The sequence below is a fragment of the Streptomyces sp. NPDC049687 genome, from assembly GCF_044465285.1.
Lineage (GTDB): Bacteria > Actinomycetota > Actinomycetes > Streptomycetales > Streptomycetaceae > Streptomyces.
This window is the reverse complement of the sequence record NZ_JBITLN010000017.1, coordinates 160,592-183,234: the sequence shown is the minus strand read 5'-3', so window position 1 is coordinate 183,234 and position 22,643 is coordinate 160,592. Positions and strand designations below refer to the sequence as shown.

The following is a 22,643-nucleotide window of genomic DNA, read 5'->3' as shown; positions in this document are numbered from 1 at the left end:
CGGCTGGCTGCACACCTACAATCACCACCGCGGACACACCGCGCTCAAAGGCCAACCACCCGCCAGCCGCGTCCCCAACCTCACGGGTCAATACACCTAGTGGGCGAACGTTGCCTGCCGCGGCACTAGTCGGCACCGAGCGGGGTCAGGACCGCCAGCGTTCCGTTGGCCTGGCGCAGCGCCAGCTCCAGCGTCACGGGCGCGTGCAGCGCGCCGGTGCCGTCCGGCGGGACGAGCCACTCCAGGAACCGGGCGGGCCGGTACGGCGGCGGCACCGCGACCCAGGACCCGCGGCCGGCGTGCCGCAGCCCGGCCCCGATCCACCGGCTGCCCGGATCGGGCGGCAGGAAGAAGCCCACCCGGTGGGAGGCGGTGTCCACCAGGGTCGGCCCCGGCACGGGCAGCGCCGACTGCCACAGCAGGTCCAGGGTGAGCAGGCCCAGCCGGTCCGGGACGCTGAGCACGTCCCAGTAGCGGCCCGCCTCCAGCAGGGCGATTCCGTCACCCTGGTCCCAGTCCCGTTTACAGACCCTCGGGTCCGTCGCGGCGGCGGAGAGCCACTCCACGCCGCGTTCCCACATCGCATCGCTCATCATCCGGCTCCGTGTGCTGTCCCCAGGACCCGGCGACGCAGGTCGGCGCGGCACCGGGTACAAGCCGTCGGCCGTATACGCCGACCTCGGCACACGCATGCTGGTAGATATCTCTACGTGGCGGAAGGGGTGGCGAACCCTGGCGTTTTGGTCTGTTTCGTTCGACTGTCGTGCCCATGTTCGACAGCCGGCGTCCGGTATGGCCACCCGATCCAGGGGTACCCGGCCCGCGAGCACGACGAAGACCACGCTGGGAGGAGGCCTCGCATGGCCACGCACACCGAGACCGGCGAAGTGACCGGTACCCGGGACAAGGACTACAACCTGCTCTGGTACGTAGAGGCGTGCCTGGAGAACGCGCTCCGGCTGGAGACCTACATCCAGGACGCCGAGCGCGACGACGACAGGGAGGTCGCGGAGCTGTTCCGCAAGGCCCAGGCGGACAGTCGCAAGGGCGCCGAACTCGGCAAGGAACTGCTGCGCAGCCGCCTCGGCGGCGGCTGAACCCGCGCCCTGCCCCGGGGTGGCCCCACACGCCGCCCCGGGGATCGGCGCGTCTGGGGGCGTGTGGCCCGCCCTCCGGGCGGACGACGCCACTTTCACAACCCGCCTCGGTGATCGTCCTGCAGGTGCAGCTTGAGGAGGCCAACGCCGTGGTCGCCCCCGTTGGGGGTGCGGACGACGGCTCCGACGAGATCACCTTCTCGCGCTGCGCGTCGGTGAGCGACCGCAGCAGGGTCAGACCCGCCGTGGTCTCCTTCGTGAAGAGGGTGACCTTCTCGCCGTTGTAGGTCGCCGAGGTCGGCTCGGAGCCCATGTGGGTGGGGGGCATGACGACCTGGCCGCCGAGCACGAAGTAGTTGATGGCCACGTGGTGGCCCTCGTACTGGAAGCCCCCACGGCTCGGTGGTCGACGGCGTCCCCATGAACGTGAAGAAGTACGCGCCCTCGGTGGGGGTGTCCCGGCCGCCGCCGTTGTTCTGGTAACCGTCGACAGGACCCACCTGAAGGAAACCTGAAGACGGCCGCTCCCCGTCAACCGCGGCCGGTGCCGCCGCCCTGCGGGACGGACAGCGGCGGATCGGCCTGGCGCAGCTCGGCCAGCAACTCGTTCTGGCCCGCGAGGAGTTCGGTGAGGATCCGGCGGGCCGCCCGCAGCAGCTCGGCGACGTCACCACCGGCGAGCGCGTAGCTGACGGTCGACCCCTCCCGGATCGACACCACGATCCCGGACCGCCGCAGCACCGCCAACTGCTGGGACAGGCTGGACGGTTCGATCTCGATCTCGGAGAGCAGGTCCCGCACGGGGACGGGGCCGCCCTGCAGCAGTTCGAGGACCCGGATGCGCACCGGATGCCCGAGCATGCGGAAGAACTCGGCCTTGGCCTGGTAGAGGGGGACCTGCATGGTCAATCGCTCGCTCCTGCCGCGTTCGCTGGTCCTGGGGTCGCGTCACGATCCTCGTGGCTAGGGGCTCCGCACACCCGTCTGATGCGCTGATCTGGATGTGTCGAGATGAAGAAATCTTCAATTCGAGGGTGTGCGAAGCCGAGGACCGTGCGGGTGCCTACACCTCGAGTTCGTTCTCGATCCGCTTGAGCTGGTGGCGGGCCATGGCCAGGTTGGAGCGCTCACGGTCCAGGACGAGGTAGATGAACAGGCCGCTGCCCGTACGGCCCTTGACGAGGCGGATGAGGTGGTACTGGCTGCCCAGTGTGATCAGGATGTCCTCGATCTCCCCCTTCAGGCCCAGGTGTTCCATGGTGCGCACCTTGGCCCGGATCACATCGGTGTTGCCCGCCGCCGCGACGGCCAGGTCCAGGTCCTTGCCGCCGCCCATCGTGCCCAGGGCCATTCCGCTCGTGTAGTCCACGACGGCGGCACCCATCGCCCCCTCCACCGCGGTCATCATCTCCTTCAGAGAGATCTCGACATTCGCCATGGCGCTCCTCCTGCCGGTTGCGCGGGCCCGGGCTCCTCCGGCCCCGCTCGTGCCCCGAACCTACGAAGCTCGCCCCCCGGAGCGGTGACATGCTCCGGGACTGGCCCAAGTACGTTCGAAACACGAAGATCCACGCGCTTTTTTGACCGTGGACGGACGGAAGCTGAGCGAGCGGGTCGTGGGGGGCGGGGTCGCGGCGCCGAAGAGCCCGATCGCCGGGTCCCGTCAGGCTACGGCTCCCCGGTGCGGAGTCCTCGCTCCGCCGGAGCGTGCCCCGGGGCGCCGCTTGCGGCGGTGCGGTCGAGCGGGCAGGGTTCGGTGCCGTGGCCACCTTGCTGATCGTTCATCACACCCCGTCGCCCCACTGCCAGACGCTGTTCGAGGCGGTCCTCGCGGGCGCGACCGCCCCTGAGATCGAGGGTGTCCGGGTCGTACGGCGGGCCGCCCTGGCCGCCACCGCCTCCGACGTCCTGGCCGCCGACGCTGTTCTGCTGGGCACTCCAGCCAACCTCGGCTACATGTCCGGCGCCCTCAAGCACTTCCTCGACCAGGTCTACTACCCCTGCCTCGACACCACCCGGGGCCGCCCCTTCGGCTACTACGTGCACGGCGGCAGCGACGTCACGGGTGCCGTCCGCGCCATCGAGGCCATCACCACCGGCCTCGGCTGGCGACGCGTGGCGGAACCGGTCCTCGTCACCGGGGAACCGACCAAGGCGGACACGGAGGCCTGCTGGGAGCTGGGCGCGACGGTGGCGGCGGGCCTGATGGAGTGACCGGCGGGCTCAGTCCCACAGCGGTAGGGGCAGCACACGCGGGAAGTGCTCCGGCCGCGCCCCGGTGTAGGTGAGGACCATCCGGCTGTAGTGCTGCACCTTCGGGTTCTTCTTCCAGGCCTTGGGGTGGTCCAGCTTCACCACCACGGCGTACGGGTGGAAGTGGCCGGCCGCGCAGTACGGATCACAGTCGTTGACGACGTTGACCCCGGTCGCCCGTGCCGACTGCGAGCCCCAGCTCTTCCAGTGCAGCGAGACGAGCCGGCTGTTGCCGTCGCCGCAGGCCAGCAGGAAGGCCTGGGGCCGCACGCGGGTGTGCCAGAAGCAGTCGACGAGGACGGGCGCCTTGGCCTGCCGCGCGGTGGACGGCGGCGCGCCGGGGGCGGCCGAGGCGGTGCCCAGTGCCGCAGTGAGTCCCAGCGCCGCACAGAGCGTCGTCGCCGTCCTCGTGATGTGTCGCATGTCCGCTCCCGCCCGCGCGTCCCGGGACCCGCCGGTCTGCCGGTCTTCTTCGTTTCGACGCTACGACGGTGCGCGGACGGGGACCACTCGAACGGGTGAGTGCCGGGCGGTCGGCCGTCCCCCGTCCGCGGCCGAAAACTTTCGCCGTCTTACCGAATCCCCGGTCGGCCGTGGTCATTTCCAGCCGATCTTTTGGCATTCCCATGACAAATCTGGGGGCGCGGTGCCACGCTGCTCCGGAAGTTCACCCTTCCTTCACACCCGCCTCATCAGGCGCACCCCCACCCCCCCACCCCCCCACCTCCTTCCACCCGCCCGCCGTGCAGCGCTCCGGACCGGCCCACCCCGCCGGTCCGCCCCACCTCGGCCTCCACCTACGGGCCGACCGTCGCACAGAAGGAGAATCCGTTGCCCCGGCGACACCGCCCCACCCCCCGGCGCAGACGCGCCACGGCTCTCGCCCTCACCACCGCCGGCACCCTGCTGACCTTCGGGGTCCAGAGCGGCGCCGCCTCCGCGGCACCCGACCCGGGCCCTGCCAAGATCACCGCCACGCCCCGGGCGGGCGCCGAGCCGGCGTCCCTCACCCCGGCCCGCCGCGCCTCGCTGATCAGGAGCGCGCAGACCGAGGCCGGCCCGACGGCCCAGCGGCTCGGCCTCGGCGGCCAGGAGAAACTCCTCGTCAAGGACGTCATCCAGGACGCCGACGGCACCACTCACACCCGCTACGAGCGCACCTACGGCGGCCTTCCCGTCCTCGGCGGCGACCTTGTCGTCCACCTCAAGAGCGGCCGCACCACCGTGACCAAGGCGAGCGGTGCCACCCTGAAGGTGCCCTCCCTCACCCCGAAGCTCACCGCTTCCAAGGCCACCGGCAAGGCCCTCGCCGCCGCCAGGAACGCCGAGGTCAAGGGGTACGAGACGGAGAGCGCGCCGCGCCTCGTCGTCTGGGCCGGCACCGGCAGGCCCGTCCTCGCCTGGGAGAGCCTCGTCGAGGGCGTCCAGCGGGACGGCACGCCCAGTGAGCTCCAGGTCGTCACCGACGCGACCACGGGCAAGCAGATCCTCGCCGCCGAGAAGGTGCACACCGGCACGGGCACCGGCCAGTACAGCGGCACGGTCCCGCTCGGCACGACCCTGTCGGGTTCGGCGTACCAGCTCACCGACGGCGACCGCGCCGGGCACAAGACGTACGACCTGAACCAGGGCACCTCCGGCACCGGCACCCTTTTCACGGACGACAACGATGTCTGGGGCGACGGCACCCCGTCCAACCGCCAGACCGCCGGTGTCGACGTGGCCTTCGGCGCCGCCGCCACCTGGGACTACTACAAGGACGTGTACGGCCGCAACGGCATCCGGGGCGACGGCGTCGCCGCCTACAGCCGCGCCCACTACGGAAACAGCTACGTCAACGCCTTCTGGCAGGACAGCTGCTTCTGCATGACGTACGGCGACGGCTCGGGCAACACCCACCCGCTGACCGCCCTCGACGTGGCCGCCCACGAGATGAGCCACGGTGTCACCGCCGCCACCGCCAACCTGACCTACTCGGGCGAGTCCGGCGGCCTGAACGAGGCGACCTCGGACATCTTCGCCGCCGCCGTCGAGTTCCACTCGAACCTCGCGGCCGACCCCGCCGACTACCTCGTCGGCGAGAAGATCGACATCAACGGCAACGGCACCCCGCTGCGCTACATGGACAAGCCTTCCAAGGACGGCTCCTCCCGCGACAGCTGGAGCTCCACCCTGGGCAGCATCGACGTCCACTACTCCTCGGGCCCGGCGAACCACTTCTTCTACCTGCTCTCCGAGGGCAGCGGCGCCAAGACCGTCAACGGCGTCTCCTACGACAGTCCGACCTACGACGGCCAGGCCGTCACCGGCATCGGCATCGAGAACGCCGCCGCGGTCTGGTACCGGGCGCTGACGACGTACATGACCTCGTCGACGAACTACGCGGGCGCCCGCACCGCCACGCTCCAGGCGGCCGCCGATCTCTTCGGTGCCTACAGCCCGACGTACCTCCAGGTCGCCGACGCCTGGGCGGCCATCAACGTCGGCAGCCGTATCGCCCTCGGCGTCAACGTGGCCCCGGTCGCCGACCAGACCAGCGGCGTCGGCCAGGCGGTCAGCCTGCAGGTGGACGCCTACACCACCAACTCCGGCGCCGGTCTCACCTACGAGGCGACCGGGCTTCCCGACGGCCTGAGCATCAGCGCGAGCGGCCTGATCTCCGGCACCCCGACCACCCTCGGCAGCAGTGACGTCACCCTCACTGTCACCGACAGCACGGGCGCGTCGGTCACGGACACCTTCACCTGGCGGATCGCGTACGTCTACGCCAGCGCCACCCGCGTCGACATCCCCGACAACGGCGCCGCCGTGGAGTCCCCGGTCACCATCACCGGCCGCGACGGCAACGCCTCCGCCACCACCTCGGTCTACGTCAACATCGTCCACACCTACCGCGGTGACCTGACCGTCGACCTGGTCGGCCCCAACGGCACCGTCTACTCCCTTCTGAACCGCAGCGGCGGCTCCGCCGACAACGTCGACCAGACCTTCACGGTCGACGCCTCCGCCCAGCCCCTCAACGGCACCTGGAAGCTGCGTGTCCAGGACCGCGCGTCGATCGACGTCGGCTACATCGCCCGCTGGCAGCTGACTCCCTGAGAAGAGCCGGCGGTGACATGACGCCGGCAGGACACCGCAGTACACCGCCGCCCGGACCCGCAGGGGCCGGGCGGCGGTGCGCTTCAGGGGAGAGACGAGGGAGCGCGGTCGGGGCCCACGTGCCCCGCCGACTGCACCATGGTGACCGTGTCGGCGATCTCCCGCGGCGATCGAGCCGACCGAACGGGTCGGGGTTCCTAGGCGACCGTGAGTACGATCTTGCCTTGGATGTGCCCTCGGGCGGCGCGTTCGTGCGCGGCGCGGGCATCCGCGAGCGGGAACGTGCTGTCGATCGCGACGCGAACCGTGCCGGCGTCGAGCAGGCGTCCCACTTCGGCGAGCTGAGCGCCGTTCGAGCGGACCTGGGTGCCCGAGACCGTGACGCCCAGCCTCGCGGTCTCTTCGTCGTCGTATTCGCCGAAGAACACGGGGAACAGGGCGCCGCCGCGCTTGAGAGTGCGCAGGAAGCGGCTGCTCTCGCGGCCGCCGACGGCGTCGACGACCAGGTCGACATCGTGCACGAGGTCCTCGGGACGCCTCTTGGTGTAGTCGATGAAGTCGTCGGCGCCGAGCTCGCGAAGGAACGCTTCGTGCGCGCCCGATGCCACCGCCACGACCCGTGCGCCCTTCCATTTCGCCAGCTGGATTGCGAAGTGCCCGACGCCGCCCGCGGCGCCGTTGACGAGCACCGTGGTGTCGGCGTCGAGTGCCACCGGGCGATGCCGCGCCGCCTGGAAGGGCGACGGGTGATCGTGTCCGAGCTCGATCAGGAACTGCCACGCCGTGAGCAGGGCCATGGGTGCCCCGGCGGCGTGCACGTGATCGATGCCGGCCGGCTTGCGTGCGAGGTCGGACGCGGGCGCCGCCACGTACTCGGCGTACGCGCTGCCGTCGAAGCTGGGAAAGCGAAGGAGACCGAAGACTTCGTCGCCGACGGAGAGGTCTTCCACGTCCGTGGCGACGGCCTCGACGACGCCCGAGACGTCCGTCCCCGGAATGACGGGCAAGTCGAACTTCGGCCTCGTCTCCGGAGGTATGTTGCTCAGCCCGTCGCGCAGATACCAGTCCGGAGGGTTGATGCCGACCGCGTGCACGCGCACGAGAACCTCACCCGGACCCGGCCGGGGAACCGGCACCTCGTCGTACCGCAGAACCTCAGGGCCGCCGTGCTCATGCAGCCGGATGGCCCTCATCATCTGCGTCGGCATCGTTTTCTCCTTGCCCTACCAGGGGATACGCTTATCGGATCAGCGATCCACATTAAACGGATCGCCGAACCAGATAATATGGACCACTGATCCGGATAGTCAAGAGGGGCAGATGCGGGCCGACGCCAGGAAGAACCGTGACCACCTGCTCGCAGTCGCGGGCGCCGTCATCACCGAGCAAGGCGCCGAGGCGTCGATGCGTGACATTGCACGCCGAGCCGGCACCGGGCTCGCCACCCTGCTCCGTCACTTCCCGACGCGTGAGGCGCTGTTCGAGGCCCTGCTCCGTACGAGCTTCGACGAGCTGACGGCAAGGGCGGGCGACCTCGAAACGGCGAACTCGCCCGACGACGCACTGGTGTCGTGGCTGCGCGACTTCGTCGCCGTCGCGCACAACTACCGCGGCGTCGTGGCGTTGATGGTGGCCGCCATCGAGGACCCGCAGTCCGCGCTCCACACCTCGTGCGTCACGATGCGCGCCGCCGGCACCCGGCTCCTCGGCCGCGCTCAGGATGACGGCACGGCGCGCACCGACATCGACGGCACCGACCTGTACGCGCTGGCCGGGTCGCTCGCGTGGCTCAACGACCAACCGGCGCTCGCGCCACGCGCCGATCACCTCTTCGACGTCGTCGTGGGCGCGATCATGACGAGCCCGGGGAGCGACAATGCCAAGAAGGAGAACCGCTCTCGGGCCCGCAGCTGAACTCGTCACGCGTGTGGACCGGCGAACCAGGCCGTGCGCTCGGCACTGAACGGTTCAACACCGCGTTCGCCAAGGCGGTCAAGAGCACCGGCGTCGGGCCGTGCGCTCCCGCAGGCGCACGGCCGCCACCAAGCGGGCCCTGGCGTACCGGCGCGGGCCCGCGCCCGCGCCGGCGGCCGGGGCTGCGCTCCGCCGGCCGCTCCAGCGCCCGCGCCGCCACGAAGAAGCCACCGCGCCGCTCGGCGACGGCTGCGTGCCGCCCCGAGGGCGGCGGCAGCGGCCCGGCCGCCGAAGCCGGGAGAGGAGCCAGGCGATCAGTCGACGGGCTCCAGCCGGACACAGCACCGGCCCGGGCTGGGCGACAGGCAGGCCGTGTACCCGCACTCGCCCAGCCCGTGAAGGACACCGCGCAGCAGGTGCAGGTTCATGCCGCACACCGTCTGCGTGTACTCACGGGCCAGGGCATGGAAGGGGCAGTTGCCGAGTACAAGGGCACCTTCTTCGTGCCGTGGCTCGAAGCCGTACCGCTCCAGCAGGTCGAACAGGCTTCCGCCGTCCGGTCCGCCCAACAGCGTGCCGAACTCTTCGGCCTTGCGGTGCAGCACATTCTGTACCGGCTCACCGGTGACGCCGGATTCCTCCACGGACTGTGCGAGGAGTCGTCCGGCGAGCTCGTAGCGCCGGTCCGGCAGGCTGACCGCGATCTGTCTCGTCGAACGCCGGTACAGCTTGGCCGGCCGGCCCGCTCCCGGACCCACCCGCCCGCTGCGCCGCTCGTAGACCACGTCGAGCAGCGATTCATCGGCCAGGCGGTCGAGGTGGAACGCCGCGGTCTGGCGTGCCAGACCGAGCGCGGCGGCTGCCTCGTCCCGGCTGACAGGGCCGGGACGGCGCACCACATGGTCGTACAGCCTTCTGCGCGTCGGCTCATCCAGGGCGGCAATGGCGGAGACATCGGCGTCGCGTACTTCCTTCGGGTCGTCCACGAGCACCAGTGTAAAACCAACAGGCATTGACTAAAGAAGGGATCCGAGCTTCTATAAGTAATGAGAGCTGTCGATAGAAGGAGAGGCTGCCATGTCCTCCGCAACCACAAGCGCCCCGTCCGCCACCCCGCGGCGTGCGCTGCTCGCCGATCCCGGTTATCAGGCGTTCGCGATCCTGCGCACCGCCTTCACGGTGGCGCCGATCCTGTTCGGGCTGGACAAGTTCGCCAACCTGCTCGTGGATTGGCCCGCCTACCTCGCGCCATGGATCAACGACCTCGTTCCCGGCAGCGCCCAGGCGGCCATGTACGCCGTGGGCGTGATCGAAGTCGTGGCAGGTGCCGCCGTGGCCCTCGCTCCCCGCTTCGGAGCCTGGCTGGTGGCCGGCTGGCTGGCCGGCATCATCGTCAACCTCCTGACCATCCCCGACTACTACGACATCGCGCTGCGCGACTTCGGTCTCCTCCTCGGTGCTGTCGCACTCGCACGCCTCGCCGAGCGCTACCACGGCAGGCGGGAGCACTGAAACCGGCGCGACGCACACCGATTGCCCCGCCGGTCCATCGGCGGGGCAGGTCGCCTCGAGTGGCAGGGGTCAGGGCCGGGTGGGAGCGTGGATCGTCGGGGGGCGGCCTGTACCTCGCCGTGTCCGGCATTCGGTTCGAGTAGGGAGAGCCGGGTGAGGACCGGCAACAGCGGAGCGATCATGCCGGCCGACAGGTGCTGGACCATGTGGGCGGTGAACGGCCCGCCGGGCGCTGCGCCCAACGCCGCTCACGCCACTGTGACGGTGCCCGCGGTGAACGACACGTCCCGCGGCCAGTGCCAGGCGTCGCCACGGCGGCGCAGACGGTGGGCGGCCGCCAGGTGCACGACTGCCGTGACCCCATGCGGCCGATTCGGCATGTGCCTTCGCGTCCCCGGCCCGGTCGACTCGGCCGAAGACCGCCCGTCGCCGGGCCGGTTCCGATCCCCGGGGCCGTTGTCAGTGGTGGATGCCAGGCTGCTGGTCATGGACGAGACGGAGTTCTTGCGAGGCAGGGTCTACGGCGCCGACCACGAGGACGCGGGCCCCCGCCCGGACCGTACCTACGCCCACCTGGTGGGCGGCCCGCTGGACGGGCTGCTGCTCGACGTGACGGACCGGCCCGACCACGCGCCGCGCGAGGTGGCGCTCACGACGGAGATCGGCCGCTACGGCCCCGGTGGCCGTGCCCTCTACGTCCGGCGCCGAGCCGACCCCCGCCGCTTCGACTGGCTGGGCGACAGCCCCGGCGCTCCCTGACCCGTCGTGTCGGGATCGAGATCGTGCCACCGTTCGGGGCGGAACGCCTCCGCGGCGTCAGGGGCAGCATCAGGACGTCGTCGGCGGAGCCGATGCGCCAGTCGAGCAGGCCGAACTCGGGGGAGGTCGGGGGAGGTCATGCGCAGCAGGTTCCAGGAGACCGGCAGCAGCCGCAGCGACTCGTGGAGGATGTGCCGGTTCGGGGTGTCGGGGGCGCAGAGTGATCGCGCCAGACGTCCGGGAGAGGCGTGGACGAAGCCGGGCGCGGCCGAGCACAAGGCCGTGAACTCCCGGATGGGAAAGCGGGTTTGAACGCGCACTTGTTCGATCGTACGAACATCGGTGCGGGGGGTTACGTCACCACCCGGGCCCTGATAGGAAACCTTCCTGTCAGTTGCGCATCCCACCCCCCACTGCCTTCTGGAGCCACTGTGGTGCACACATCCCGCCGCACGTTTCTCGCCGTCACCGGCGCGCTCGCGGTCGCGACCTTGCCAACCTCCCCGCAGGCCACCGCGGCCGCCCCGCCCTCCGCGGCGACCGGCCTGGACGACCCGGCGAAGAAGGAGATCGCCATGAAGCTGGTGTCGAGCGCCGAGAACTCCTCGCTGGACTGGAAGGCCCAGTACAAGTACATCGAGGACATCGGCGACGGCCGCGGCTACACCGCCGGCATCATCGGCTTCTGCTCCGGCACCGGCGACATGCTCGACCTCGTGGAGCTCTACACCGACCGCAAGCCCGGAAACGTCCTCGCCAAGTACCTCCCCGCCCTGCGCGCCGTAGACGGCAGCGACTCACACGCCGGACTCGACCCCGACTACCCCAAGGACTGGCGCAAGGCCGCCCAGGACACGGCGTTCCAGCAGGCGCAGAACGACGAGCGCGACCGCGTCTACTTCGACCCGTCCGTCAGGCAGGGCAAGACGGACGGCCTGCGCACCCTGGGCCAGTTCATCTACTACGACGCGATCGTCATGCACGGCGACGGCACCGACCCCACCAGCTTCCGCAACATCCGCAAGCGCGCGCTGAACAGGGCGAAGCCGCCGGCCCAGGGCGGTGACGAGACGGCGTACCTCAACGCCTTCCTCGACGCCCGCGTCTGGGCCATGAAGCAGGAGGAGGCACACAGCGACACCAGCCGGGTCGACACCGCCCAGCGCGTCTTCCTCCGCAAGGGCAATTTCGGCCTCGACACGCCGCTGGACTGGAAGGTCTACGGCGACAGCTACCACCTCGGCTGACGGGAGGCGCGTTCACGGCGGCCCGTCGGACTCGCGGGAACCCCGCGAACGACAGCCGGAGCGGATCACCCGGTGGGTGGTACGTCTGTGGCGTAGGGGGCGGGTTCGCGGGTAGTCGCGCCGATATGAACGGGGCAGTGAAGGCGGTCCGGATGAAACCTGTTCCGCCCGACGAGGGTGACACCGGCTCCGGTGGCATCCCGCTCGAGACGACGGTGGCCCTGGACGGCAAGGACGGCTGTATCGCCCGTGCACGGCGTCTGACGGGGGACTTCCTCGCCCGCGTCCGGCGCCGGCACGGGCTGCCGGTGTCGGCCAGAGCCGTGGACCTCTCGCAGCTCGTCGTCAGCGAATTGGTCACCAACGCGCTGCGGTACGCGCCCGGCCCGGTCCTGCTGCAGCTGCGCGTCGCAGACGACACGGTCGAGATCGCGGTGTGGGACACCGATCCGGTCCTCCCGGTGCCCCGCGCGTCCGACCCGACCCGGGTGGGCCAGCACGGGCTGGAGATCGTGCGGGCCGTGGCACAGCGAGTCGACGCCGTACGGGAACCGGTCGGCAAACGGATCGTCGCCCACCTCGGTCTGTCGGACGTACGGCGATCCGGTCACGGCACTGGCTAGGCCGGCTCGGGAAACACGTCGACCACGGCGAAGGCCGCCCGCCCTACGGACAGCACCCCGTCGGACAGCGGTGTGCACCGCACCCCGCCCTTGCCGCGCAGGGCGCGCTGCGCACCCGGGCCGACCGTCACGTCCATCCACGCGCAGGGCCGCGCCGGGCGGTTCACGGCGAACCCCACGGGACCCGCCCCGGTGTCGAGCACGATCGTCGAACCGACGAGGGAGTCGATGTCGACGCCCCGCAGCAGGATGTTGCGCCGGGTCTGCGGCAGCCCGACGGAGGCGTCGAGGCGCACCGGCAGATTCTCCGCCGCCATGATCGTCACCGCCGCGTCCCGGTGTGCCGGACGGCCGAAGTAGCGGTCGCCGACCAGCCCGAGGCCGCGCCGCACCTCCACCCGCCGCACCGGCTCGTCCTCGGGCCCGCCCGCCGGCCCGTCCGCGGGACGCCCCGCGAACCGATGCACGGGCGACACCAGCAACTCCACCACCTCGACCTCGGTCATGGGCCCCACCCTAGGGCGTGTTGTGAAAGTAGCGTCGTCCGCCCGGAGGGCGGGCCCGGCGGTGCCTGGTGCGTGCGATCGCAAGGCGGAGGGGACGGGAGCGGCGGCCCCCGTCCCGTTTCCTGCGAGGAGCGGGGCCACCTCAGGGCAGCAGGGGCATCGCGGCGCAGTTGGAGGTCGCCGGCCTGCCGTTCAGCCGGTCGGTCAGCCAGGAGAGGGCGTCGCCCTGGTCGGTGAGCAACGGCGTCACGTGGTTGAGCAGAGCCCGGCCCAGGCCGGGCAGCACCACCGGCTTGTACGTGACGTCGGCGCCCTTCGCGCACCAGGCGACGGCGAGCGAACGTGCCTGCGCGTGCGGTACGAGGTCGTCGGCGGTGCCGGTCGCCAGGCGCACCGGCGACGCCGGCTCGAGATTGCCGATGCGCTGGTCGGCGAGGAACGCCCTGAGCGTCGGCTCCGACTGCACGATGTCGCTGAGCGAGCGCCCGTCGGTGGTCCAGGACGTGCTGCTGGCCGAGCTGTAGGCCAGCAGGGCGTCGCCCACGCACATGGTCGACAGATCCTTCAGGGCCGCCTTGCCGGCCGCGTTCAGGTGCGCGTCCGCGATCGGCTTCAGCTCGGGGTCCGACTGCACGAACCCGTTGACCGACCAGCCCAGCGCCCCGGCGAGGTCGCTGCCGTCGATGGCCTCGGTGACGGCGACCAGGTCCGCCGGCGGGGCCCCGCTGTAGGTCCCGGCCAGGGTGACGTCGGGGGCATAGGAGGGCTGGAGTTCCGCGGCGGCCGCCGTGGCCCCGCCGCCCTCGCTGTAGCCGTACAGCCCCACCCGGGAGGCGGCCGTGACCGACGTACCGTCGAGGGAACGGGCCGCGCGGACGGCGTCCAGGACCGCGTGGGCCTCGTCGACCCGGTTGACGTAGGTGTGCAGCCGGTCCGTCGCGCCGAGCCCGGCGTAGTCGGTGACCACGACGGCGATGCCCCGCGCGAGCAGTCGGTAGATCGCCAGGTCCTCGTAGCCGACCGACAGGGTCTCCCAGTTGACCAGGAGCGGATGCTCCAGACCGAGGGAGGCCGCGCACTGGTCGCCCTGTCCCATGGTGCCCGGCGCCACCGCGACCAGCGGACGCGCCCCGCTGCCCCGCCAGGAGGCCGTCGGCTCGATGTAGGCGCCGGTCACCGCGACCGGCTGTCCGGCGGAGTCCGTGGACTTGTACATCAGCCGGGTCGCCCGGCCGGGCAGCGGCCCGTCGAGGCCCGGCAGGCTCAGTGCGAGCGGGAGGGGTTCGCTGCGCACCAGCGCGCCGTCGGCCGCCGGGAGGGTGGCGGGTGGGTCGTAGAACGCCGGGATGGTGACACCGCGCGAGATCACGGCATCCGTGTCGGTGGCTGCGGCGGCCGGGACGGCCGTCGTGCCGAGGCAGGCGGCCGCGGTCACGGCCGCTGCCAGCAGGCGGGTGGGGGTGGGCATGGCGGACCTCCGGAGGAGAAGGGAGGCCCGAGCCTTCGTCTGCGGCTCGGGTGGGGGGACGGCACGGAGCGCCGGTCGTCCCAACCGCGGCCCCGTACCGTTCTTAGACGAACTGTCAGGACCGTACCGACCGCTGGGTTACCGCGGGTACTGCCCGGTAGGTTACGTTTCAGTAATATGACAGCGCGTATACGTTCACCGGCTTTGGGTGAAAGGTGATCCGCGAACGATCTTCCGCGGCCGGTTTGCGGCACCAGCGGATCGGTGCGTCGCGCCTCGCCGGCGCGCTCCTCCTGTCATGCAGGACCCCCGATGTCGGTGACACCGGGCGCACCTCAGGAGGAAACCCGGAGGACACCGCGACGCCGGTCACGCAAGCACTGCTCGCGCTACGACTTCGCCCACACCCCGCCCGTGGTCGCCGACAGCGGCACCGGCGCCATCCACGTCCGGGGGAGTTCCCTGGCGCCGACCGGCGGCGGGCCGGCCGAGTGGAACTCGTCCGAGCCGCCCACGGCGGCCGGCTGCCGCGCCGCCGTCGTCGATCACCCACTGCGCCGGGTCGCCGTCGCATCCAGTACGTCGTCCGCTGTCTGGAGGGGAACGGCGACCCCGGCTGCATCACCCTCACCGCCTGGAAGGGAGATTCCGCGGTCGTCGACACCGCGCACTTGCCGTGAACGCACCACCACAACAGGCCGCGCGACCTGTGTGGTTGACTGCGCGAATGTTGCAAGAGTCGGTCTTCCGGACGATGGATCTGCCGCCGAGCGACCGCTTCGACGCCTGGGTTCAGCGGATGGGGAGCACCCACGCCCCCATGCGGCTCAGCACCGACCACACCGCGGACTACCGCGGCCACCAGCGGGTGATCGTGCTGGGCGAGGTGACCGTGTGGCCGGCGACCTTCGACCCCCTGAAGTTCCACCGCACGGCGAAACTCGTCCGGCAGTCCGACCCCGAGACCTATCACCTGTCGCTCCTGCTGAAGGGCGAGGGGGCGGCCGTCTGGGGCAGACGGCAGGCGACCTACCGGATCAACGACTTCCACACCAACTCCTCGTCACGGTCGTGGGAGGTGGCCACCGGCTCCGACCCCGTCACGATCGTCGGCGTCGAACTCCCGCGCGCCCTCGTGCCCGTGCCCGGACACCGTGTCGACCGGGTCCTGGGGGGCCTGATATCGGGCCGCGAGGGCACCGGCGCGCTGCTGGCGCAGATCCTCCGCCAGCTGATCTCGGACACCAGGCCCTACCGGCCCTCCGATGCTCCCCGGCTCGGCACGGTCGTCGCCGACCTGGTCACGGCCGCTTTCGCGCACGCCGTGGACGACGACCGGAGTCTGCCGCCGGAGACCCGCAGCCGCACGCTCGTCCTGCACGTCAAGAGCTACGTCCGCCGCCACCTGGGCGACCCGGACCTCACGCCCGACCGCATCGCCGCCGCCCACCACATCTCACGCAGCTACCTGTACCGCCTCTTCCGGGACGAGGGCCTCGGTATCGCCGCCTACATCCGCGACCAGCGGCTGGAGCACGCCCGTCGTGACCTCAGCGACCCGGATCTGCGCACCGAGCCGATCCACGCCGTCGCCGTCCGCTGGGGCTTCCCCCGCGCCGCCGAGTTCACCCGCGCCTTCCGCACCGCCTACGGCGTCCCGCCCAGCGAACTGCGCGAAAGGGCACTGGTCTCGCGCGAACGGGCACGGATCGCCGACGGCAGGGCGGGCTCTGTGGACGCAGTGCCAACCGGTTGTGGACCCTCCGCCAACGACACACCACCCGCCTCTGCCGCATCCTGGTGATCACCGGGGCACGGAGTGCCCCGGGCGCCGGTGCCGGGCCAGGACCACGGGGGAGTCCTGGTCCGGCGGGCCCGCGCGGCCGACGGATACCCGAGTGGTGACGGTCCCGCCGGGGGCGTACGGTCGAACGGTGGACACGGCAGCGCACGCCACCGTGCGCCGGTCATCTCCAAGGGGCCCGCACTCCGAGCGGGCGATCACGTCATGAGCAGAGCTTCCGAGCCCACCTCCGCGACACAGACCTCCGCCCGGCAACAGGGCGGCGGGGGCAACGCGATGGCGCTGCTGGTCATCGCGTCCTGCCAGTTGATGGTGGTCCTGGACATCACCATCGTGAACATCGCGCTGCCCGACATCCAGCGCTCCCTGGACTTCTCCACCACCAGCCTGTCGTGGGTCGTCAACGCCTACACGCTCACCTTCGGCGGACTGCTGCTGCTCGGCGGCAGGGCCGGCGACATCCTCGGCAGACGGCGTGTGTTCATCGTGGGCGTCCTGCTGTTCGTGCTGGCCTCCCTGCTCGGCGGTCTCTCCCAGAACGAGGGCCAACTCCTCGCCGCACGCGCCCTGCAGGGCATCGGCGGAGCCATCGCCTCCCCGACCTCTCTCGCCCTGATCAGCACCACCTTTCGCGAGGGACCCGAACGCAACCGGGCCTTCGGTGTGTTCGCAGCCGTCTCGGCTGGTGGCGGCGCGATCGGACTGCTCGCCGGCGGCATCCTCGTCGAGTGGCTGAACTGGCGGTGGGTGCTCTTCGTCAACGTGCCCATCGGCCTGCTCATCGCACTGGCCACCCCCCGCTACATCAGGGAGTCCGAGCGCCATCCCGGCCGCTTCGACCTCACGGGCGCGCTGACCTCGACCGTCGGCATGGTGCTGCTGGTGTACGGCTTCATCCGGGCCGCGCAGGACGGCTGGCGCGACCCGCTCACCCTGGCCTCGTTCGGCGCGGCCGTCGTGGTGCTCGCCCTCTTCGTCCTGGTCGAACGGCGCTCCAGGCAGCCGATCACGCCCCTGCACATGTTCGCCGACCGCAACCGCGCGGGCACCTACGGCATCATGCTGTGCCTGGCCGCCGCGATCTTCGGCATGTTCTTCTTCCTCACGCTCTTCGTCCAGAACGTGCTCGACTTCAGTCCGCTGGCCGCCGGACTCGCCTTCCTCCCGGTCAGCGCGTTGATCGCGGTGGGCGCGGGCCTGGCCTCACGGTTCCTGCCGACGTACGGCCCCAAACCCTTCATGGTGGTGGGCGCGATCCTGGCCGCGGCGGGCCTGGCCTGGCTGACGCTCACGGACGTCCACTCCACGTACGCGGGCAGCATCCTCGGGCCGATGCTGGTCTTCAGCCTCGGCATGGGCATGGAGTTCGTGTCGCTCACCCTGATGGCGCTGTCCGACGTGCCCACGCCCGAGACCGGCGCGGCCTCCGGGCTCCTCAACGCCACCCAGCAGGTGGGCGGTTCGCTCGGCCTGTCGATCCTGGTCACCATGTTCGGCACGGCCAGCCGCAACGAGGCGGACCAGCAGGTCCCAGCCTTCCTCGCGCAGGCCACCCCCGCCGAACGCCTGCGCTTCCAGCGCACCGGCGACCTCCCCGCGCCCTGGTCCGACGAGGTCCTCACGGCGGGCGTCTCCGCCGCCTTCATCATGGCCGCGATCTTCACCGTCATCGCCGCCCTGATCGCCGTCGTCGTGATCCAGGTACGCCCCTCGGACCTGGAGCGCCTCAAGGGCGGTGTGGGCCCCCCGGGAGCCTGACCCGACAACGACCAGGTGGCACCTGTTCACCCCGTTCCCGCCGACGGGCCCGGCCGGCCGGGTGTCGCCCCTCAAGCCGTCCTTCGACGCCTGCAACAAGATCCCGTGCACCCTCGCCGACCACGCCCGCGCCCGGGCCGGCGGGCACGGAGCGCTCGACGACCTGCTCGACCCCGCGGCGCGCCTGTCTTCCGGCACACCCCTGGCCGGGGCGGAGCGCCGACGTCCGCCCCGGCCGCGCGCGTGGGGGTGGGAGCCGGAGACGCGGCAGATCGGCCGGGCGAGCCGCCGACGGGTGTTCCGGCCGCCTTCGCCGAGGCCGCCGCGGAGCGGTCGCCCGCTGGGAGGCCCACCAGGACGACCTGACGGTGACCGGTGCGCGGCTCGGCGCCGATCTCACGCGGGTGACGCCCACCTGGCAACACGGCCTCCGTGCAAGGCACTTGACCCCGCCGGAACACGCGGCTTACCGTTCGGGCGTTTGTGAGCGGGGTTGAAACGATTCAATCGCGGTGACCACCTGGGGAGCGTCTCTTTGTCCGAAAGCGTCTCGTCGCGCGGCAGCCTGACCCGCCGTACCGTCCTCGCCGCCGGAGTCACGGCCGGGATCGTCGCGGCCGTCGGGGCAGGGGGCCCCGTCGCCGCAGCCGGGCCGTCAGCCGCCGAGGGCCGTGGTCCGACCGCCGACTGGTTCGCCGCCCCCGCCGGTGGCAGGCGGCCGAGGTTCCGCTGGTGGTGGCCGGACGGGCTGGTGGACGCCGACGAGATCGCCCGGGAGGTCGACCGGATCGCCGACGCGGGTTTCGGCGGCGCCGAGATCGCCGCCGTACACCACAGCCTCAAGGACAAGTCGGCCCTGGACACCGCGCACCACGGCTGGGCGAGCCGGCCGTGGCGCGAGGGAGTCGAGGCGGCCCTGCGCCGCGCCGCGCGCCGGGGGCTCACGATCGATCTGACCCTCGGCCCCAGCTGGCCCGTCGCCGTCCCCGGCCTGGCCCCGGACGACGAGGCCGCCGCCCGTGAACTCGTTCTCGGACGGGCGTCGTTGGCCGGAGGAGCCACCTATCGGGGCCCGGTGCCGCCGCCCGGCCACGCCCCCGCGACCGGAGTGAGCGGGCAGAGCCTCGTCGCCGTGCAGGCCGCCCGGCTCGAGCCCGCGCACTCCACCCGCAAGGAGACCGGCCTCGACGCGTCCAGTGTCCACGACCTCACCGCGGCCGTCACCGACGGCACACTGACGTGGACGGCGCCGGAGGACGGGGACTGGGTGCTGATCGCCTACTGGGCGCGCGGCACGGGCCAGCAGCCCGAGTCCGGACCCCACTCCGTGCCCGCCGCCCATGTCGTCGACCACCTCAGTGCCGCGGGCACCGCCGCCGTCACCGGCTTCTGGGAGCGGGAGCTGCTGACGCCGTCCCTGCGGGGCCTGCTGAAGGTGGCCGGCGGTGCGTTCTTCGAGGACTCCGTGGAGCTGGAGACAGACGGTCTGACCTGGACCCCCGCGCTGCCCGAGGCCTTCGAGAAGCACACCGGACGGCCCCTGCTGCCGTTCCTGCCCGCCGTGATCCTGGACGACGGCAACCAGGTGTTCACGTTCGAGGCGCAGCTGACCCGGCAGGTCCGGCACGACTTCTGGGAGACCGTCTCCCATCTGTTCAACCGTCACCACGTCCGCGCCCTGCGGGACTGGGCCCACTCGCTCGGTATGACCCTGCGCGCCCAGCCCTACGGCCTGCAGACCGACGCCATCGCCTCCGCCGCGATCCTCGACATCCCCGAGGGCGAGTCCCTGGGCTTCAAGAACCTCGACGACTACCGCTGTCTGGCCGGCGGCAGGGACATGGCCGGGCACACGGTGCTGTCCTGCGAGGCGGGCGCCTACAACGGGTCCGCCTACAGCACCACCTGGGACCGGTTCCTGCGGACCATGGGCGGCGCCTACGCGGCGGGCGTCAACCAGACCGTCGTCCACGGCTTCTCCTACGCCACCGCTCCCGGCGCCGAGTGGCCCGGGTTCGCCGCCTTCAGCCCCTACAACGGCGGGCCCGGCTACGGCGAGTCCTGGGGACCGCGCCAGCCGACCTGGCGCCACATGAACGACATCGCCGACTACCTGGGCCGCGTCCACACCGTCCTCCAGTCCGGCACGGCCCGCGCGGACGTCGCGATCTTCCGCCAGACCGGCTACACCGCCACCGGCATCGGCGCCTCCTGGTTCACCGCCACCGGCGTCCCGCTCGGCTGGACCCACCAGTTCCTCAGCGGCCCGCTCCTGGACCTGCCGAACGCCACCGTGTCGCACGGCCGTTTGGCCCCGGACGGGCCGGCGTACAAGGCCCTCTTCGTCGAAGGCGACTTCTTCCACGGCTCCACGCCCACCCTCGCCCTGGACGACGCCCGCAGACTGCTGCGACTGGCCCGGGCCGGACTGCCCATGGTCCTGCTGGGCGCCTTCGACCAGGCGCTGACCCCGGGCGTGTCCGACGAGGGGGAGACCGGCCGGCTGCGGGACGTCCTCGCCCGGCTGCTCGCCGTGCCCACCGTCGCCCGGGTCACGGACAAGGCGGCCGTCGGCGACGCCCTCGCCCGTCTGGGCGTCACCGCCGACGTCCGCCACGCCACCGCCTCCACCCTGCTCAACGCCCACCGTGTCACCCGGGACGCCGACTTCTACTACCTGTGCAACGGCAAGCACGCGGAGACGGTCAAGCCGCCCGTGGCCCCGATCGACCACGACGTGACCCTGCGCCGCACCCGGGGCGGCACTACGGTGCCCTACCTGCTCGACCCCTGGACCGGCGAGGCCGTGCGGATCGCCCGCTACACCGAGGACGGCGACGACGTCACCCTGCGCGTCACCCTCCAGCCCGGACAGGCGACGATTGTGGCGCTCGGCCGCCCCGGCCTCTTCGGGGACCGCCACGGAACACGTCCCCACGCCGTCGCCACCGACGCCTCCGAGGTCCTCTACACGGACCGCGGCCTGACCGTCCGTGCGGCGGCCCCCGGCACGTACACCACCCTGCTCTCCACCGGACGTACCGTCACCACCACCGTCGACTCGGTCCCCGCGCCGGTCACCCCGGCCCGGTGGGACCTGGAGGTCGAGGACTGGTACCCCGGATCCGGTCCGACCCGCACCGAACACGTGCGCCGCACGCTGACGCTCGACACCCTGCTGCCCTGGTCGCGCATTCAGGAGCTGGCCGACTCCGCGGGCGTCGGCCGGTACCGGACGACGGTCACCCTGCCGCGCGACTGGACGTCGGCGTATGACACCCGTCTGGAGCTCGGCCAGGTCGGCGACACCGTCCGGGTGACCGTCAACGGAACACGCGCGGCGGCCGTCGACCGGCTCCACCCCGTCGTCGAGATCGGCGCGCTGCTCAGGTCCGGGCCCAACGTGATCGAGGTGGAGGTCGCGACGCCGCTCGTCAACCGGCTCCGGGTGGTCCGGCCCGCCGTGTTCGGAGCCGTCGCCCGTCAGGATTACGGCCTGGTGGGCCCGGTCCGCCTGGTGCCGTACGCCCGGAGCGTTCTGCGCTGACCGTCGCCGTGGTTCAGTGGCCCCGTCCTCCCCTGGTCAGGCGCCGCAGCACGGCGTCGGCCATGGCGGCCTCGCCCCTGGCGTTGGGGTGGGCCGGGGCCGCCGGGGAGGCGGGCTGCATCGGCTCGATCCAGCGGTCCGCCGGGGACTTGCACATGTCGTGGCCGACGGTCGCTCCGTAGGTGTCCACGTACTCCGCGCGGTTCCAGCCCGCCACCAGCCGCAGCATCAGGTTGAGGCGCTTGCCCGTGTCGCGGAGGTAGGGGAAGTCGCCCGTCGCGAACGGCACCGAGGGGGCGCAGCCGCTGCCGTCGTCCGGCAGGAGGTCCGGATAGCCGACGAGGAGCACGCGCGCGTGCGGCGCGCGGGCGTGCACGTCCCGCAGCACCCGCGCGACCTTGGGCGCGGTCCGGGCGACGGCCACGGTCAACTGGTCGACTCCGGACGCCCCGTAGTAGCGACGGCACGGGTTGCCCGCCGGATCCTGCGAGGCCAGCCGGGCGCAGGTGGCGATGACGGTTCCGAAGCCGAAGTCGTTGCCGCCGATCTGCACGGTCACCAGGTCCGTGTCCCGCCGCAGAGCGTCCAGTTGGGGTCCGTTGGTCCCCTGCGTCTTCCACATGTTCTCGGTCGTCGCGCCGGCGCAGCTGACGTCCTTGAAGGGGGTCACGCCGAGCCGCGTGGCCACGATCGACGGGTAGTTGTGGTCGGACCGGGCGCAATCGGCGTCGATCTGTCGGGGTATGAGGGGCCCGGAGGTGTAGGAGTCCCCGAGTGCCACGTATTCCTTCGCCCTGGCCTCGCCGCCACCGTGTGCCGCCGCGGGCGCCGGGGACGCCGCCACGAGAGCACAACCGCCCAGCGCCGCCAGGAACCTGACCCCTTTTCCGTGCAGACCGACCGATGCTCCCGTGCGTGTCTCGCGCGGCATCGCGCTCCTCCCCCCGAGCCCGCCAGGGCCGGCTACGGCGTCCCGTGCGGCCGCCGTACTGTTCGCCGGAGTTTGTATACCGCCGGGCAGGCCGCCGGGGCCATAGGCGGGAAGAACTACGTTGC

At 71.6% G+C, this 22,643-nt stretch carries 21 protein-coding genes and 1 pseudogene; 11 read left to right on the top strand and 11 right to left on the bottom strand.

Annotation, left to right across the window (positions count from 1 at the left end; genetic code table 11):
* Positions 1–125: 125 nt before the first annotated feature.
* Complete coding sequence (locus tag ACIBVL_RS37435) at positions 126–593, bottom strand: hypothetical protein (RefSeq protein ID WP_399104667.1); 468 nt, start codon at positions 591–593, stop codon at positions 126–128.
* Between the two features lie 267 nt (positions 594–860).
* Here ACIBVL_RS37435 and ACIBVL_RS37430 point away from each other — a divergent pair, with 267 nt between their 5' ends.
* Positions 861–1,097: a hypothetical protein gene (locus ACIBVL_RS37430; protein WP_399104665.1), complete on the top strand. Its 237-nt coding sequence runs from the start codon at positions 861–863 to the stop codon at positions 1,095–1,097.
* Positions 1,098–1,260: 163 nt separating this feature from the next.
* Here ACIBVL_RS37430 and ACIBVL_RS37425 read toward each other — a convergent pair.
* The 3 genes and pseudogenes from ACIBVL_RS37425 to ACIBVL_RS37415 all read right to left on the bottom strand — a co-directional run.
* Positions 1,261–1,446, bottom strand: a pseudogene (locus ACIBVL_RS37425) (DUF3500 domain-containing protein); the annotation flags it as partial.
* 182 nt (positions 1,447–1,628) lie between these two features.
* Positions 1,629–2,000, bottom strand: a complete 372-nt coding sequence (locus ACIBVL_RS37420) for an ArsR/SmtB family transcription factor (protein ID WP_399104685.1) — start codon at positions 1,998–2,000, stop codon at positions 1,629–1,631.
* A gap of 160 nt (positions 2,001–2,160) precedes the next feature.
* Positions 2,161–2,535, bottom strand: coding sequence for a hypothetical protein (locus tag ACIBVL_RS37415; RefSeq protein WP_133916664.1), 375 nt, complete (start codon positions 2,533–2,535; stop codon positions 2,161–2,163).
* Positions 2,536–2,858: 323 nt separating this feature from the next.
* Here ACIBVL_RS37415 and ACIBVL_RS37410 point away from each other — a divergent pair, with 323 nt between their 5' ends.
* Positions 2,859–3,311, top strand: a complete 453-nt coding sequence (locus tag ACIBVL_RS37410) for a flavodoxin family protein (protein ID WP_399104663.1) — start codon at positions 2,859–2,861, stop codon at positions 3,309–3,311.
* A 9-nt stretch (positions 3,312–3,320) separates the two neighbouring features.
* Here ACIBVL_RS37410 and ACIBVL_RS37405 read toward each other — a convergent pair whose 3' ends face one another.
* Entirely contained in the window at positions 3,321–3,773 is a 453-nt protein-coding gene (locus tag ACIBVL_RS37405) for a hypothetical protein (protein WP_399104661.1), read from the bottom strand.
* Positions 3,774–4,181: 408 nt separating this feature from the next.
* Here ACIBVL_RS37405 and ACIBVL_RS37400 point away from each other — a divergent pair, with 408 nt between their 5' ends.
* Entirely contained in the window at positions 4,182–6,449 is a 2,268-nt protein-coding gene (locus ACIBVL_RS37400) for a M4 family metallopeptidase (protein WP_399104659.1), read from the top strand.
* A gap of 197 nt (positions 6,450–6,646) precedes the next feature.
* On the opposite strand, the gene ACIBVL_RS37395 is transcribed toward ACIBVL_RS37400, so the two are convergent.
* Positions 6,647–7,657 carry an NADP-dependent oxidoreductase gene (locus ACIBVL_RS37395; protein WP_399104657.1) on the bottom strand — a complete coding sequence of 337 codons (1,011 nt, stop codon included), beginning with the start codon at positions 7,655–7,657 and terminating at the stop codon, positions 6,647–6,649.
* Positions 7,658–7,769: 112 nt separating this feature from the next.
* On the opposite strand from ACIBVL_RS37395, the gene ACIBVL_RS37390 reads away from it, so the two are divergent.
* Complete coding sequence (locus ACIBVL_RS37390; RefSeq protein ID WP_399104683.1) at positions 7,770–8,363, top strand: TetR/AcrR family transcriptional regulator; 594 nt, start codon at positions 7,770–7,772, stop codon at positions 8,361–8,363.
* A 314-nt stretch (positions 8,364–8,677) separates the two neighbouring features.
* On the opposite strand, the gene ACIBVL_RS37385 is transcribed toward ACIBVL_RS37390, so the two are convergent.
* The gene (locus tag ACIBVL_RS37385; RefSeq protein WP_399104655.1) at positions 8,678–9,376 is read right to left on the bottom strand and encodes a helix-turn-helix transcriptional regulator; all 699 of its coding nucleotides are present in this window, start codon (positions 9,374–9,376) and stop codon (positions 8,678–8,680) included.
* Positions 9,377–9,440: 64 nt separating this feature from the next.
* Here ACIBVL_RS37385 and ACIBVL_RS37380 point away from each other — a divergent pair, with 64 nt between their 5' ends.
* The 4 genes from ACIBVL_RS37380 (at position 9,441) to ACIBVL_RS37365 (ending at position 12,504) form a co-directional block, all read left to right on the top strand.
* Positions 9,441–9,875 (top strand): hypothetical protein, encoded by a 435-nt coding sequence (locus ACIBVL_RS37380; protein WP_399104653.1) that lies wholly within the window; start codon positions 9,441–9,443, stop codon positions 9,873–9,875.
* A 486-nt stretch (positions 9,876–10,361) separates the two neighbouring features.
* Positions 10,362–10,634 carry a hypothetical protein gene (locus tag ACIBVL_RS37375; RefSeq protein WP_399104651.1) on the top strand — a complete coding sequence of 91 codons (273 nt, stop codon included), beginning with the start codon at positions 10,362–10,364 and terminating at the stop codon, positions 10,632–10,634.
* Positions 10,635–11,065: 431 nt separating this feature from the next.
* The gene (locus ACIBVL_RS37370; RefSeq protein WP_399104649.1) at positions 11,066–11,881 is read left to right on the top strand and encodes a chitosanase; all 816 of its coding nucleotides are present in this window, start codon (positions 11,066–11,068) and stop codon (positions 11,879–11,881) included.
* Between the two features lie 152 nt (positions 11,882–12,033).
* Positions 12,034–12,504 (top strand): ATP-binding protein, encoded by a 471-nt coding sequence (locus tag ACIBVL_RS37365; protein ID WP_399104647.1) that lies wholly within the window; start codon positions 12,034–12,036, stop codon positions 12,502–12,504.
* Here the strand turns inward: ACIBVL_RS37365 and ACIBVL_RS37360 are convergent.
* The 3 genes from ACIBVL_RS37360 to ACIBVL_RS37350 form a co-directional block, all read right to left on the bottom strand.
* Positions 12,501–13,010: a molybdenum cofactor biosysynthesis protein gene (locus tag ACIBVL_RS37360; RefSeq protein WP_399104645.1), complete on the bottom strand. Its 510-nt coding sequence runs from the start codon at positions 13,008–13,010 to the stop codon at positions 12,501–12,503. The genes ACIBVL_RS37365 and ACIBVL_RS37360 overlap by 4 nt on opposite strands.
* Positions 13,011–13,152: 142 nt before the next feature.
* The gene (locus ACIBVL_RS37355) at positions 13,153–14,478 is read right to left on the bottom strand and encodes a lipase family protein (RefSeq protein ID WP_399104643.1); all 1,326 of its coding nucleotides are present in this window, start codon (positions 14,476–14,478) and stop codon (positions 13,153–13,155) included.
* A 389-nt stretch (positions 14,479–14,867) separates the two neighbouring features.
* Positions 14,868–14,993 carry a hypothetical protein gene (locus ACIBVL_RS37350; RefSeq protein WP_399104641.1) on the bottom strand — a complete coding sequence of 42 codons (126 nt, stop codon included), beginning with the start codon at positions 14,991–14,993 and terminating at the stop codon, positions 14,868–14,870.
* 212 nt (positions 14,994–15,205) lie between these two features.
* Here ACIBVL_RS37350 and ACIBVL_RS37345 point away from each other — a divergent pair, with 212 nt between their 5' ends.
* The 3 genes from ACIBVL_RS37345 to ACIBVL_RS37335 all read left to right on the top strand — a co-directional run bounded on the left by ACIBVL_RS37345 (position 15,206) and on the right by ACIBVL_RS37335 (position 21,587).
* Entirely contained in the window at positions 15,206–16,282 is a 1,077-nt protein-coding gene (locus ACIBVL_RS37345) for a helix-turn-helix domain-containing protein (protein WP_399104639.1), read from the top strand.
* A gap of 276 nt (positions 16,283–16,558) precedes the next feature.
* Positions 16,559–18,040, top strand: a complete 1,482-nt coding sequence (locus tag ACIBVL_RS37340; RefSeq protein ID WP_399104681.1) for an MFS transporter — start codon at positions 16,559–16,561, stop codon at positions 18,038–18,040.
* A gap of 535 nt (positions 18,041–18,575) precedes the next feature.
* Complete coding sequence (locus ACIBVL_RS37335) at positions 18,576–21,587, top strand: glycosyl hydrolase (protein WP_399104637.1); 3,012 nt, start codon at positions 18,576–18,578, stop codon at positions 21,585–21,587.
* A gap of 13 nt (positions 21,588–21,600) precedes the next feature.
* Here ACIBVL_RS37335 and ACIBVL_RS37330 read toward each other — a convergent pair whose 3' ends face one another.
* Positions 21,601–22,518: an SGNH/GDSL hydrolase family protein gene (locus tag ACIBVL_RS37330; protein ID WP_399104636.1), complete on the bottom strand. Its 918-nt coding sequence runs from the start codon at positions 22,516–22,518 to the stop codon at positions 21,601–21,603.
* Positions 22,519–22,643: the final 125 nt, after the last annotated feature.

Excerpts from the sequence above, each read along its gene's own strand:
- ACIBVL_RS37435 (WP_399104667.1), bottom strand. The coding sequence starts at position 593 with ATGAGCGATGCGATGTGGGAACGCGGCGTGGAGTGGCTCTCCGCCGCC.
- ACIBVL_RS37430 (WP_399104665.1), top strand. The coding sequence starts at position 861 with ATGGCCACGCACACCGAGACCGGCGAAGTGACCGGTACCCGGGACAAG.
- ACIBVL_RS37420 (WP_399104685.1), bottom strand. The coding sequence starts at position 2,000 with ATGCAGGTCCCCCTCTACCAGGCCAAGGCCGAGTTCTTCCGCATGCTC.
- ACIBVL_RS37415 (WP_133916664.1), bottom strand. The coding sequence starts at position 2,535 with ATGGCGAATGTCGAGATCTCTCTGAAGGAGATGATGACCGCGGTGGAG.
- ACIBVL_RS37405 (WP_399104661.1), bottom strand. The coding sequence starts at position 3,773 with ATGCGACACATCACGAGGACGGCGACGACGCTCTGTGCGGCGCTGGGA.
- ACIBVL_RS37395 (WP_399104657.1), bottom strand. The coding sequence starts at position 7,657 with ATGCCGACGCAGATGATGAGGGCCATCCGGCTGCATGAGCACGGCGGC.
- ACIBVL_RS37390 (WP_399104683.1), top strand. The coding sequence starts at position 7,770 with ATGCGGGCCGACGCCAGGAAGAACCGTGACCACCTGCTCGCAGTCGCG.
- ACIBVL_RS37385 (WP_399104655.1), bottom strand. The coding sequence starts at position 9,376 with ATGCCTGTTGGTTTTACACTGGTGCTCGTGGACGACCCGAAGGAAGTA.
- ACIBVL_RS37380 (WP_399104653.1), top strand. The coding sequence starts at position 9,441 with ATGTCCTCCGCAACCACAAGCGCCCCGTCCGCCACCCCGCGGCGTGCG.
- ACIBVL_RS37375 (WP_399104651.1), top strand. The coding sequence starts at position 10,362 with ATGGACGAGACGGAGTTCTTGCGAGGCAGGGTCTACGGCGCCGACCAC.
- ACIBVL_RS37365 (WP_399104647.1), top strand. The coding sequence starts at position 12,034 with ATGAAACCTGTTCCGCCCGACGAGGGTGACACCGGCTCCGGTGGCATC.
- ACIBVL_RS37360 (WP_399104645.1), bottom strand. The coding sequence starts at position 13,010 with ATGACCGAGGTCGAGGTGGTGGAGTTGCTGGTGTCGCCCGTGCATCGG.
- ACIBVL_RS37355 (WP_399104643.1), bottom strand. The coding sequence starts at position 14,478 with ATGCCCACCCCCACCCGCCTGCTGGCAGCGGCCGTGACCGCGGCCGCC.
- ACIBVL_RS37345 (WP_399104639.1), top strand. The coding sequence starts at position 15,206 with ATGTTGCAAGAGTCGGTCTTCCGGACGATGGATCTGCCGCCGAGCGAC.
- ACIBVL_RS37340 (WP_399104681.1), top strand. The coding sequence starts at position 16,559 with ATGGCGCTGCTGGTCATCGCGTCCTGCCAGTTGATGGTGGTCCTGGAC.
- ACIBVL_RS37330 (WP_399104636.1), bottom strand. The coding sequence starts at position 22,518 with ATGCCGCGCGAGACACGCACGGGAGCATCGGTCGGTCTGCACGGAAAA.